General features: G+C 66.6%; 5 protein-coding genes and 3 pseudogenes. 3 read left to right on the top strand and 5 right to left on the bottom strand.

All coding sequences use genetic code 11. From position 1 onward, the window contains the following. Window positions 1–660 precede the first annotated feature (660 nt). Complete coding sequence (locus CR470_RS17985) at window positions 661–3,912, bottom strand: GH92 family glycosyl hydrolase (RefSeq protein WP_097868613.1); 3,252 nt, start codon at window positions 3,910–3,912, stop codon at window positions 661–663. An 887-nt stretch (window positions 3,913–4,799) separates the two neighbouring features. After that, window positions 4,800–5,539: pseudogene (locus tag CR470_RS17975) on the bottom strand (aldo/keto reductase); the annotation flags it as partial. A 979-nt stretch (window positions 5,540–6,518) separates the two neighbouring features. Between CR470_RS17975 and CR470_RS17970 the strand changes: the two are divergent. The 3 genes from CR470_RS17970 to CR470_RS17960 all read left to right on the top strand — a co-directional run bounded on the left by CR470_RS17970 (window position 6,519) and on the right by CR470_RS17960 (window position 10,703). Continuing rightward, window positions 6,519–7,958, top strand: coding sequence for an ATP-binding protein (locus CR470_RS17970; protein ID WP_143663835.1), 1,440 nt, complete (start codon window positions 6,519–6,521; stop codon window positions 7,956–7,958). Window positions 7,959–7,975: 17 nt separating this feature from the next. Next, window positions 7,976–9,844, top strand: a complete 1,869-nt coding sequence (locus tag CR470_RS17965; RefSeq protein WP_143663834.1) for a hypothetical protein — start codon at window positions 7,976–7,978, stop codon at window positions 9,842–9,844. 601 nt (window positions 9,845–10,445) lie between these two features. Beyond that, on the top strand, window positions 10,446–10,703 hold the full coding sequence (locus tag CR470_RS17960; RefSeq protein ID WP_097868610.1) for a hypothetical protein: 258 nt from the start codon (window positions 10,446–10,448) through the stop codon (window positions 10,701–10,703). Between the two features lie 245 nt (window positions 10,704–10,948). Here the strand turns inward: CR470_RS17960 and CR470_RS41495 are convergent. From CR470_RS41495 to CR470_RS39605, 3 genes and pseudogenes are all read right to left on the bottom strand, one after another. Then, a pseudogene (locus tag CR470_RS41495) lies at window positions 10,949–11,079 on the bottom strand (IS5/IS1182 family transposase); the annotation flags it as partial. Between the two features lie 58 nt (window positions 11,080–11,137). Then, a pseudogene (locus CR470_RS41490) lies at window positions 11,138–11,401 on the bottom strand (transposase); the annotation flags it as partial. 19 nt (window positions 11,402–11,420) lie between these two features. Beyond that, window positions 11,421–12,632 carry a hypothetical protein gene (locus tag CR470_RS39605; RefSeq protein WP_179892298.1) on the bottom strand — a complete coding sequence of 404 codons (1,212 nt, stop codon included), beginning with the start codon at window positions 12,630–12,632 and terminating at the stop codon, window positions 11,421–11,423. Between the last annotated feature and the right edge of the window lie 21 nt (window positions 12,633–12,653).

The following is a 12,653-nucleotide window of genomic DNA, read 5'->3' as shown; positions in this document are numbered from 1 at the left end:
GACAGAACCCCTCGACAAGGTTCATCGTCCCAGCTCAGAAGGCACTTTCGCGTTCACGCCCATGATCCGGACGGACTCCAAGTGAAAGCCCGAGGCTAGTAGAGCGTTGAGGGCCGGCCTGTGACGTTGAGGTGGGCGGCTGAAAGACCAAGAGATTCGCCGCCCGTCCCTGGTCGGCCATCTCCGTTCGTTCGGAAGCGCTGCAGGGGCACGGGGCTGTGACCCATACCAGGGCGGCTCTTCGGCGAGCGCTTGGGCTGACTTCAGGCAGGGGCTACGCCTAGGAGGGGCCCGCGCAGTCGGCAGCGTGCTCGAGCGGGCCCTCGGCCGTGACAGGCAGCCCACCGCGCTCGACCGGCCGTGCCGGTACTGCCGTGGGCCGCTCACCGCCTACACCCGGGCGGCTCCTGTCATGGTGAGAAAGGCCGGAAGGTCGTCACGGTGCCCGTGACCGGCGTCGTACCCGGAGATGCCGACGGCACGGCAGCCGTGGCCGCCCCGTTCGGCAGGCGTCGACGCCCATTGGGCGGTGGGCCGGATGCCGGGGTGGGCGAGTACGCGAAGGGCCCCGGCGCTTTCACGTCGGGGCCCTGATGAGAGGGGTGCGCCGATCCGGAACGGCGCACCGCCGGCTGGGTTTCGGCGGTCCGCCGTCCCTCTCTAAACGAGCGTCATAGCGTAGATCTCGACGCGGGAGTCGTCCGGCAGCGAGACCGAACGGACCGTCTTGCCCCCATCGAGCTCAGCGGCCGTACCGAAGAGCCGAATGGACGGCCCGTCGACACCGCTGCCCCTCTTGATGCGGTGCGGCATGTCGAGGACGACCGTGCTGCCGTTCGGCGCGGAGCCCGCCCAGTCGCCGAACGTCACCGGTGCCTCCGTGCTGCTGCCGTCCGTGTAGTGCACGGTCAGAGTGGTGGTCACAGGACCGTTGTGCGCCGAGCCGACCAGCCGCAGCGCACGGTGCTGTCCGGCGGGCAGCAGGAGGGCCTGCCCGCCTGCTTCGAGGAAGTTGTTCGCCGTGCCGGTGGGGTCCGGCGCGTCGTACGTCACCCCGTCCCAGGTGACCGGCCCCGCCTTGGGCAGCAGGTCGCCGTCATAGCTCCAGCCGTGTCCGTCGAAGTCGCCCTCGTCGGAGTTCGCCACCGTGGCCGTGCCGTCGTGGCCGAGGTCTGCGCGCAGGTCCACCGCGCACTGCCCGTTCGCCTCACCCGCGCAGGTCGTGGCGGCTCCCACCGTGACGGTGGCCTTGCGGGTGACCGAGTTCGTCCCTCGGCCCGCGACCTTCACCTCCACCGGGTAGGACCCGGCCGCGACGCCCGGGGGCACGGTGATGTCGAGCGACACCTTCTTCTGGACCGGGAGGTGACCGGAATCGATCACCAGTGGTGAGCGCTGTGCCGTCGTGGCCTTCCAGCCGCTGGGCACCTTCGCCGTGACCGACACGTTCAGCTTGCCGGGAGCCTGCCCGAGGACGTCCAGCGTGAACTTCGCGGTCTGTGCGGCGTCACCCGTGGGGACGACCGTCGAGGCGGGACGCAGCGACGCGTCGACGTGCTTGCGGCTGTCGGGGGATGCCTGGTTGACGGAAGGCGGCTGGGCGCCCTTGCCGGTGCCCCAGGAGGAGGGGGAGGTCCCGAGCCGGTGGGCAAGGGTTCCGCCGTGCGCGAGCTTGTTCCAGCTCAGCCAGGTCTGGGGTACGTCCCGGCCGTTGAGGGCCACGCTCTGCACGTACCGCTTCGTGTCGCTCGCTCCGGGTGCTTCGATCGTCAGCGTGCCGCCCTGGCCCTTGGTGCCGGACGCCTTGGGGTAGCTGCCGATCCGGACGGTCGCCGATGCGAACTGCGGGCTGGACACGGCCAGGAAGTCGCCGCCGCTCATCGTCGGGTAGAGGCCGAGGGAGGAGAAGACGTACCAGGCCGACATGGTGCCCAGGTCGTCGTTGCCCGTCATCCCGTCCGGCCCGTTGGTGAACAGCGTCATCGCCGCACGCACCACGGTCGCGGTCTTCGCCGGGGCGCCGACCCAGTTGTACATGTACGGGGCGTGCAGGTCCGGCTCGTTGTTCGGGTTGTACGTCGGCTTGCCGTAGTAGTCGTACGGCTGCGAGATCCAGTCATTCCGGGCGGTGCCCGCCGGGTCGGTGAGCAGCTTGTCGTGGACGAAGAAGGAGTCGAGCCGCTTCTCGGTGGCGCTCCGGCCGCCCATCAGGCTGACGAGGCCGGCCGGGTCCTGCGGTACCAGCCACTGGTACTGGTACGCGCCGCCCTCATGGAATTGGTGCGCCGCCTCGACCGGGTCGTAGGGCGTGAGCCAGGTGCCGTCGGCCGTCCGCGGCCGGAACTGCTGGATCGAGGAGTCCCACAGGTTCCGGTACCACTGGCCGCGCGCGGCGAACATCTTGGCGTCCGACTTGTGTCCGAGCCGGTCGGCCATCAGCGCAAGCGACGCATCGGCGGCGGAGTACTCCATCGTCGCCGACGCCGGGTGCTTGCAGTCGTTGTCGCCGCCCTTGTCCGCGCAGTCCTTGCCGAGCTCGAGACCTGACGGGATGTAGCCGCGCTCGGTGTAGTGGTCGGATCCCGAGCGTCCGTTGTACGGCGAGTCGGCGGGCGGGGTGCTGGTCGCGTTCTTCTTCAGCAACGCGTAGGTCTCTGCCTCGTGTCCGGCGAGCAGACCCTTTGACCAGGCCTCCACGAGGAAGGGAGTGACCGGGTCACCGGTCATGATGTTGGTCTCGCTGTTGGCGAGCGCCCAGCGGGGCAGCCAGCCGCCGTCCCGCCCGGCCGCGACGACCGACAGCGCGACATCCCGGGCGACCTTCGGCTCCAGCATCTGCAGAAGCTGGTTCTGCGGCCGGTAGGTGTCCCAGAGCGAGAAGTTCTGATACGGCGTGTAGTCCTTTGCCGTGTGCGTCTTGTTGTCGAACCCTTGGTACATGCCGTCGACGTCACCGGCGAGGTTCGGGTGCAACTGGCTGTGGTAGAGCGCGGTGTAGAAGGCCTTCTGCCGGTCCGCCGCGCCTCCGCCGACCCGGATGGAATCCAGCTGCTTCTTCCAGGTGTCCTGCAACGCCGCACGCGTGGCGTCGAAGTCGAAGGACTCCTTGGTCTCCGCGGCCAGGTTCTTACGGGCGCCCTCCACACCGGTGTAGGACAGCCCCACCTTCAGGACGGCGTCCCGGTCGGTGGTCGCGTCGAAGGTCACCCAGGCGCCGTTCTGGCCACCTCCCTCCGCGTCGCGGGTGCCGGGCTCGGGGTCTGCGCCGTCCCACGTGCCGTAGGCCTTGAAGGGCCGGTCGAAGGTGGCGCTGAAGTACACCGTGTGCTCGTCGTGTCCGGCACAGAAGCCCCCGGCGTGCACCCGGCCCTCAATGGTGCGGTCACCGACGACGTGCACCTCGGAGTCCAGCACGGACTGGTTGGCCTTGCCCGTGTTGAACAGGACGTTGGCCGCACCGGTGGAGGGGAAGGTGTAGCGCTGCCACCCGGTGCGCTCGGTGGCGGTGAGTTCCGCGTCGACGTCGTACTTCTTCAGCCCCACCCGGTAGTAGCCGGGACTGGCCTGCTCGTCGTCGTGACTGTACGGGGAGCGGTAGGCGTTCGGGTCCACGGAGTCGACTGCACCCGTGGTCGGCATGATGGGCAGCTCGCCCATGACGCCGCAGCCGACGCCGGACAGGTGCGTCTGGCTGAATCCGTAGATCGAGTCCTGCTTGTAGTCGTAGCCGCCCTGGCCGCCGGTGTCCGGACTGACCTGGACCATGCCGAACGGCGCGCTCGCCCCGGGGAAGGTGTTGCCGAAGTTCTGGGTTCCGACGAACGGATTGACCAGATCGATCGGTTCCGCGCCCGCGGCGGCGGCGGGCTCGGCGATGCCGACCACTCCACCACTCGCGAGTACGGCGGCCATCAGACCGGCTGCTATACCGGAAGCACGGGGACGGAACGGTCTGAAAGCAAACCGCATGGGGTATTTCCCTTCGAGTCCTGCTCAACTGACAACGTTGTCACACTGTTCGTTCGCACCATAATCCCCAGCCGCCCCGGATGTCACTGGGTGAGCGGGGGCAAATTCTGACGCGCTGCATCGATTCCCCAGACGGGGCGTCGACAAGCGACCTGCCTGCCCTGGCGCGCGGCCTGCGGGGCGGATGCGCCACCCAACGGCACACGGAGATGGGCTTGACCCTCGCGGCCCGAGAGGAACCGCGCGCGGCTTGGGCCGAGACCTCGTCGGGCACGTCGAGGTACAGGGTGGGATGGAATCCCCAGGCCCGGAGCGCCAACCGGTAGCCACTGGCGAGCGGAACAATCACGTGACACCCGAGATCCGGCTCCACCGGCTGCTGAGCGCGCATCCGAGCCAAGTCGAGGGAAATCGGAGTGGGGTTGAGCAGCTGCCGCTGCCGGGTCCGTCTGATCAGGTGCGCCGTACAGCCGGGTGTGGCACTGCCCGCACAGGACGATCTTCGTCAGGAGATACTCACGATTCGAGTTGCGTGTCCAAGTCACCATTCGGTGGAGTAACACCTTCTTCAACGCTTCGTGGGTCGCTCGGTCCCACAGCCCCTCACAGGGGCCTTACGGGATTCCCATCCTTGCCGAGCACCGGCTTGTGCTGGTGCATCAGGTAGCCATGTGGCTTCCCGCAGGTTGACCCGATCTTCGTTCGGGTTGCCCTGGCCCTGTGGCGTTGTTGCGTGACTACCGTTCGTGATCGCCCTCGAAGAGGCTTTACATGACCACGGCCCGGCCTGGATCACGGGGCGGAGTTGCTCCCGGTAGACCTCTTCAGCCGCCGGTCTCCCGGGCGACGGAACGCAGCTCGGCGAGTCGGGCCGGGGTGCCCGGGTGGTCGCGGCGGCAGCGGCTTGTCCTCGCGTACGTACGCACCGGCGAGCAGCGGGAAGTAGGCGACGAGGGCCAGGGCGGGCTCAGCCCGCAGGTAGCCGAACATTTCGGGGCCGGCGTGACCGAGGCTGCCGTCCGGAAAGAGGCCGCTCGGCACGTCGAACCGGGGGCGCAGGTGGCTGTGCTGGTACTGGAGCACCTCGTATCCGGGCAGCCCGGCCGCGGCGGCCAGCGCCCGGGCCCGTTCGACCCGCCACATCGCCTGGTTGCTGGCGCCGAGGAGTCCGACCGTACCCTCCGCGGCCAAGGCGCCGAATCCCCCAACGGGCTCCTGCTGCGGTACGGAATAGTCGTCGATATGTGCGTACAGCAGGTCCAGCTTGTCGACACCCAGCCGTTCCTGGCTGGCCTCGGCCGCTTCGCGGATCACCTTCGCCGACAGACCCTCCGGGTTGTCGACGAAGCCTGCTGCGCCGCCACCGGCCCAGGACGTTCTCGCCGTGACCGCCCTGTCCTCCGTCGGTCCAGAAGGCGTAGTTGTCGGACGTGTCGATGAAGTTCCCGCCCGCTTCGACGTAGCGGTCGAGAAGGGCGGAAGAGGTCTTCTCGTCGGTGAGCGAACCGAACAGCATCACGCCGTCCGGGCTCGATGGGGAGTCTGCATTTTGAAGTGCACTCCGGGTCAAGCGTTCCGGGGCCCCCAGGGACGGAATCCCCGGGCGCCCCGGCGGCGGACGTCAGCCCACTGCCAGCAACGGCCTGACGAAGGTCAGGCCCAGGCATTGTCGGTCAGCACGCGTTCGATGCGGATGGTGCCGAGTTCCTCGCGGATGACATCCTCCCCAGGCGCACATCGCCGCGCAGCACTGCCCATCCAGCCCTGCCCCGAGCTGGGCCTCTCTCACTTGGTGCGGCCGGACATCAGTCCTACAGTGACGGTAGAGGCAGCTCTACCCGAGGAACGATAGACGGACCTGACGGTTGGCATTGTCCTTATTGGTGTCCACCAACCTCCGTTAAGGCAACCCCAGGCTAACCGGATTGGGACGCCCACCAGGCCCGTGCTGAGGTCAACACATTGCGGGGTGCCAACGGCGACCGAAGCGGTCACGGCCCGCGAGTGCCGACCGTGGCACATTCCTCGAACTATCAGCTCGCCATTTTTGGTTATGAGTCGTCACGCTCCTCGGCCTCCATGCGGGACCGTTCCGTTCGCGCCGGTCGTTCCTCAGCCTGCTGGCGACGTTCCCGCAGTGACAGCCGATCGGTCAGCACAGCGGGTGCAGATGGCGGAGGATGAGGCACTCGGAAGCTGTGGCATCGGATCCGGTACCACTCCGTTGCCGGCCAGGGCTGCACCGGACAGCCCCGCCACGGCTCGGTCGAGCTGTATCGGACATCCATCCAGGACGTCGAGATCATCACATTCGACGAACTCTATGAGCGGGCCTGCTTCATCGTCGAGGATTACTGAGGCGGGGCGCTGCCAGGGCCCTCGTCGACTCTTTCGCTGCCCGTGACGGAGTGTTACTGGCACGGGGCGCATCCCGGCTTCACGGAAATCTTGCCAGGGCCAGCAGGACGCGTCGAACAAGCAACTGCAGCACTATGGAGCGAACGGCGGGATGCTCTTCAAGGTCGCGTGTGTCCAGAGAGGGGGGCGTGGTGGCTAGCGATGACAAGGATCACGTCGTGCTCGGTTCTAGTGACGTATTGGCGGGGATGGCACCCCCTGTGTCGTCGCCGTTGACGGCTACGGCGCCCTTGCTGCTGCACACCCAGGAGTTGTCCTGGGAGGCGCTGGAGCATCTGGTGGTAGCGCTGGCAGTCCAGGTTGATCACGCCGTGGAAGCCCGGCCCTTCGGGCGTAATGGGCAGGCGCAGGACGGCGTCGACATCGTCGCGTACTTCGCCTCGGGCCCTGCTGCGGTGTACCAAGCGAAGAGATACGAGAGGTTCACCGCTTCGGATCTGCGCAAGGCGGTGCTCACCTACGTGAATGGGGGCCGGCCTTTCGGGTCCCGGCGTCTGGTGATCGTGACTACGGCGGATGTCCGTGACACCAAGGTCGATCTGGAGTTGGCGCGGCTGCGTAGCCAGCATCAGGGTCTGGTGATCGATCTGTGGGGCCAGCAGCAACTGTCTGACATGCTCTTCACCCTGCCGGATCAGGTGCGGCGATTCTTCGGAGAGCACACAATGCGTGTCTTCTGCCTGCCTGTGCCTGTGCAGAAGGAGGCCGTCAACGCTCGTGCCGCTGACCACCAAGAGCTACAAGACTATTCGGCTCAGTTAGACATATATCTGAGGGGCAACCTGCATGACCTGGTCCCGCTGACTTTGAGGGGCCAGGACAGTAACGAGCGGGTGTCGTCGGCGGAGCTGGCGGCGTGGCTGAGGCCCGGGCTTCACGTCCAAGTCGTCGGCGCTTCGGGGACGGGCAAGAGCCATACGCTGACGCACACGGTTCTCGGGCTGCTGCAGGCAGGCTGGCTGGCGATCCTGCTGCGGGCGAGTGTCTACGAGGGGCAGCTGGGAGACAGCCTTGATGAGTGCGTGTCCCCCTTCAGCCAGCATGATGCGCAGGTCCTGGTGGAGACCGCCCGGCAGCAGCAGCTGCCGATCGTGCTGCTTCTAGACGCGGTCAACGAGTGCCCCTCCCAGTTGCAGGAACGGCTGATACAGCAGGTCACTTCCTGGTGCGTTCGTGTCGGGGCGACCGTGGTCCTCAGCAGCCAGGAGTTCGTGCACGTGCCCGCAGCACTGAGCGGTGCCCGGTTGAAAACAGCCGAACCGGATCCGCAGCAGCGCGTGGCACTACTGCACTCCCACAGAGCTGGCCAGGGGACGGACGGGCCTGACGAGGAGGACTGCGTGGCATTCGATACCGCCTTTGAGTTGTCCTTGGCTGCGCAGCTCGCACAGCGTCTGCCTCGCGGAGCGGGTCGGGCCGCTTTGCTGGAGGCCCATGTCGATATACAATTGCAGCACGTCTCCCAGCCGACGGTCGCGCGGCAGGTGCTGCACCGCTGGGCGCTGTTGATGGACGAGCGGCTGACCGGCTTCCGATTGCCGAAGCCAGGCGCAGCGCAGCGCAGTTGCTGACCGCGCAGAAAATGGCCGTGAGCACGGTGGACGAGACATTGGAAGCGTCTGTAGTGCGGGTGCGGCACCAGCGGGTGGAGTTCCGGCACGAGTGGTACGCCCAGCTGCTGGCCGCCGAGGCATTGATGTGGTGCTGCGCGGATGTGCCGGAGCTGGCCGTTGAACTGAGCCGACCGCACCGTCGTGAGCTGGCTGGTTGGGCGGTGGCGCTGAACAACGATCCAGAGGCGGTACGTGGTCTGCTGCGCAAGCTTCCTGAGACCGAGGTGCTTACCGAGGCGCTGCGCGGGCGCTTGGGGCAGGTGGCCGATGAGGCGGCGCTGGCTGAAGCCCGGCACTGCCTCCAGGCCGCTGCCGAGGCGGCGGCCACCAACCAGGTCGTGTGCACTGACAGCACCTACACCGTGAAGCCGACTCAGTCCTGGAGCGCATATGAGCACGCGGTGTTCCACGCTGTTGGCACCACCGCCCGCGACGGACGTCTGCTGGAGCCGCTGGCCCGGCTTCTGCGGGAGACCGACCAGGCATTCCTGCGGGGCACGGTGCAGGCTGCAAGGCACCCGCGGAACACGGTGGCACGGCTGATCGCCGCTGTCTTGGGCGGGCCAATGCCATCTGCCGGGGACGTTCGCCTTCCGGCTGCGGTGATCACGGATGCGGCTCGTCTGGCCTGGCCGGGTCTCGGAAAAGCAAGCCGTCACCAGCCCGCGGGTACGCCTGTACTACAGCGATTGATTACTTCCCTGGGCGATAGCGACGTCGGACTGATTGTCTTGCTGTGCTACGTCCTGCAAAGGACAGACGACCCCACAGCTGCCGCGCTGGCGCCAGCACTGTTCACCCGAGCTTGGAACAGTGGAGCCAACCATTTACGGTTCGCCGGACTCGATCTACTCACCAGCATCCGCACTACCGCGGACGAAGCCACCACGGCCCAGATCATCGAGCTGCTGCACGACCTGCACCCCGACGAAGTGTTTGTCTCCTCCATGCTCGTCGAGACACTGCACCGCTACGGCCAGATCACCTCGCCCTACGCCGTCGGCGAGATCATTGAAGAGATCACTTCACTCCTCGCCGACCCCGCCCAGCCCGACGCGCACACCCGAGCGCAGAGGATCCTGGAGAGCCAGTTCGAAGAAGTCATCGCCGCACCATACGTCGAAGCGATCGACGACTTGGCCCCGGACGCATACCGCGCTCTGCTGGTCCTTGCAGTGCGCGAGGGGGACGCCACCCTGTTCACGGACGTCTTCCTCAAAGAACTGATCCGTGACCCGCACCCGGACGTGCTGCCGGCCCTGCGGCACTGGGCCTCCCATCTGAGAGTTCCCGACCCCTTTTGGCGAGATGCAGTGAGCTGCCACCTGCTCGGCATCGAAGGCTGCGCCGCATATTTGCCTGCTCCTCCGTCACTCCTGGACGGCCACCAGAGCACCGACTCCGACGCTTGGCGCTGCTACGGCCACATACTCTTTTGGCTGAACCGCCCAGGCCTCGACCCACACGAACGGGACATGTGCTGCGCTCTCCCGTGGGAGCAGCTGACCGGGCCTCTCTTGGACGCCGCAGTTGACCCCCTACGTCAGTTCCAGTACGCCGCCATGGGCACGCCGGATATCCGTACCAGCGCGCTCGGCCGCATCATCGACGCATCCCCCGCCCAGGTCCGCACCGTGCTGCACCACGGTCTGCACGCTCCCCAGCAGCTGACCTCGCTCCTCCCTCACGGCCAACCCGACGACCGCGCCGCCATCGTGATGCGTCTGCTCGCCCGCGTAGGCGACCGCTCCTCCCTTCCCCTTCTCGCGACCTACCGCAACCACCGAACTCTCGGCAGCACAGCCGCAGACACCATCCGCCTCATCAACAATCGCTGTACGTAACTCATGGTGGCCTCGGACGGATCAGAGGAAATCACGGGATCGCATCTCTCAGCCGGTCCTGTAGGGCAAAATGACTGGTGTGGACGTAGGAGGCATCAGCACTCTATTAGGAAGTATCGCCACGTACGCATCGTTTCCTGTACTTGTGTACATTGCGATCCGCGGCGAGCGTGCTGCACGCGAGGCACGGCGAGCGCAGACCTCATTAGACCGCGGGGCGCGTGCCGAAACTGCTTGCCACGAGTTGGTGACGGCTTCTCACACGTTCCTTGATGTAGTCAAGAAACTTCCTTCGACTGAAGCTGGGGCACGTGAAGCAGTCCTGGACAGCGCCTTCACGCTCGTGCGCAGAGCATCCGACACAGTACAGTTTTGGTGCTCACCAGCCGCCGCGGTCGCGGGAGCCCGAGTTTTCCAGTGCGCTGAGCAGCTAGAAAGAAGGGCGCCACACAGGGCTGTGGTGCGCTCGATGCTTTCAGCTCTTGAGAGGTACTGGTGTCCAGGCCTTGACGCTGCTTGCGACGGGAATGCCGAATTCTGCGATGTGTCCCGCCACTGGTCAGCTTTTCGGGCATGCGAGTTGCTGGAGACATGGGGCGGCATGGACGAGTGGGCGAGGTTCGAAATCCGGGAGGAACTGGAGGACGTGCTCGCCGCGAGCCGCGCCCTGACGGAGGAGCAACTCGTCGACCTAAGAGACGTGTTGAACTGGGGTTGTGACTGGAGCGACCTCACGATGCGTGAATCACGTTGGGAACGGGAGTTGCGCGAAGCGGCGACCGTCTTCCTGGACGTGAGCCGCCAGGAGTACTCTGCTGTATCCCCCCGCACCATGCCTGGTAGAGCTCAGATCTCCTGAGCGGCTGGGCATGAGCGCCACGAAGCCGCGAAGTACAGACCTTCGGCCATCCGGACGCGCGTGTCGCCGAGGACTTGGGCATTCATAAGGAGCAGTGCGCGGCTGGGTCCGCCAGGCTGAGGCGAACGAAGGCGCCTGCCTGATCTGCTGACCACCGCCGCGCAGAGCGAACTAGGCTAACTCTGCGCAGCAAAGGGCGAGTTGGGTCGAGCCAGCGAGATCCTGAAGGCCACACGCCCGCGACGGTGGATCTTTGTGGTCAGTCCGCCGCGGGAGCGGCCGATGGTGTGGTCGGCGGGTTCGCGGGCGGGGCCCCTTTTTTGCGGGCCCCGGCCGCGTGCTGGTGGACGCGCACGATCGTGGAGTCCACCGAGACCCCAGTTGAGGTCCTCGTCGGCATAGGCCTGGGCCATCAGTGCGGCAAAGACGCGTTCCCAGGTGCCATCGATGGCCCACATTCGCAGTCGGCTGTAGACGCCACGCCAGTTGCCGTACTTCTCCGACAGGTGCATCCACGGCTTCCCGGTCTGGAGCTTGAAGGCGATCGCGTCGATCACCTCACGGTGGTCTCTCCACCGGCCGCCCCGTATCGGCGTCCGGTCCGGAAGTAACCTCCATCCGCGCCCACTGCGCGTGGGCAATGGCGCACACCCGGACCTACAACCGACTGATCTAAACGCAACCGCCAGAGGCGACACACTTGGCGCGACGGCCCGCTCACAGTTCGACGAGTCGGCTGTACCGGCTGCGGACGGAGTCGCGTTCGCTGTCGGGTACGGGGTCGACCGCCACGGCGGTCGGAAGGACGCCCGCCGAGGGGCGGGGCTGATTGTCGAAGCGTGCCCTGGCCGCGGCGACCTCCTGGTAGGTGCCGACGGAGATACGGCGTTCCGAGGTGAAGCTCGGTTCGCCGACACGGCTGACAGGGAGACCACCCTTGCCGTAGACCTTGCGGCAGGTCTTCATGAGGCTCTGTGCCGTGCGGTCGTCATGGGACAGCACGTGCACGGGTCCCTCGCCCCCGCAGCACAGCCCCGCCACCAAGGACACCACGACGAGCAGGTCGTGCCCGGTTGGACGGGGCATGGCGCCGAGGGTGCCGCCATGCTGGTAGAGCATGATCGTCATGGCCACGAGATCATCGCTGGGCACGACCCCCGTGCCGCGGCGGACCAGTTCGATGGCCGCGATCAGGGACTCCGTGTCGACCTTCGGTTGGGGACGTTCTACCGGGGCTAGAGAGAACAGGATCTCTTCGTCGCGCGACAGTTCCTTGAGCCGTTCCTCCGTGACGGGGTCGTGCTTCGGATCGAGCGCCGTGGTCACTCCGACGAGGACACTCCCTCGTGCGTGCGCTCGGGAGAGCGCCGGTTCGGAGATATCCGCGTGCCACGAGGTGCCTTCCAGCGGGCCGGTCTCCGCCAGTACGGTCAGCCGTGTCGGCTCGAGACGCGCCTTGAGTCCCTCCACGCCTCGGTGTGACGACGCCTGGGCCGGCAGGATGAACCCGGCGCCGAGGCACCTGTTCAGCGTGCCGATGGTCCAGTTCTTGACGAGCGTGCTCGTGCGGAACAGCACTGCGGCCTCGCACGACGGGTTCACGACCAGAAGGGGGCCCGCGTCCTGCCGGTCGACCACGCACGCCCGCCAAGTCACGTTGACCTTGAGGTTCCCGGCCTGTTCCGGGGTGTGGCGCACCCATGCAGACGGGCGGCATTCCTCGTGGTGGAGGGTGGCGAAGATCCCGACGTTCACGTCGTCGATGGCGAGGTTGAGAATGTCCTCCGCGACGATTTCCTCACCGCATGTCAGGCAGTCCACGGGCACCAGTGTGGAGTGCAGTGTGTCCACCGTCCCGGCGCCGAGTATTGCGCGGATGTCGGCGTCGACCTTGAGTTCGTTGCGCATGAGGTTCCCCCAGTTCGTCATGGTGGCGGCTCGCTGGCGGTG

This window comes from Streptomyces sp. rh34 (assembly GCF_002551245.1).
Taxonomy (GTDB): Bacteria; Actinomycetota; Actinomycetes; order Streptomycetales; family Streptomycetaceae; genus Streptomyces.
Note: the sequence above shows the minus strand (reverse complement) of the source record. Positions and strands in the feature narration are given on the sequence as shown.

What these genes read in the sequence shown, in the direction of transcription:
- CR470_RS17985 (WP_097868613.1), bottom strand. Translation starts at nt 3,912, where the DNA reads ATGGCCGCCGTACTCGCGAGTGGTGGAGTGGTCGGCATCGCCGAGCCC.
- CR470_RS17960 (WP_097868610.1), top strand. Translation starts at nt 10,446, where the DNA reads ATGGACGAGTGGGCGAGGTTCGAAATCCGGGAGGAACTGGAGGACGTG.
- CR470_RS39605 (WP_179892298.1), bottom strand. Translation starts at nt 12,632, where the DNA reads ATGACGAACTGGGGGAACCTCATGCGCAACGAACTCAAGGTCGACGCC.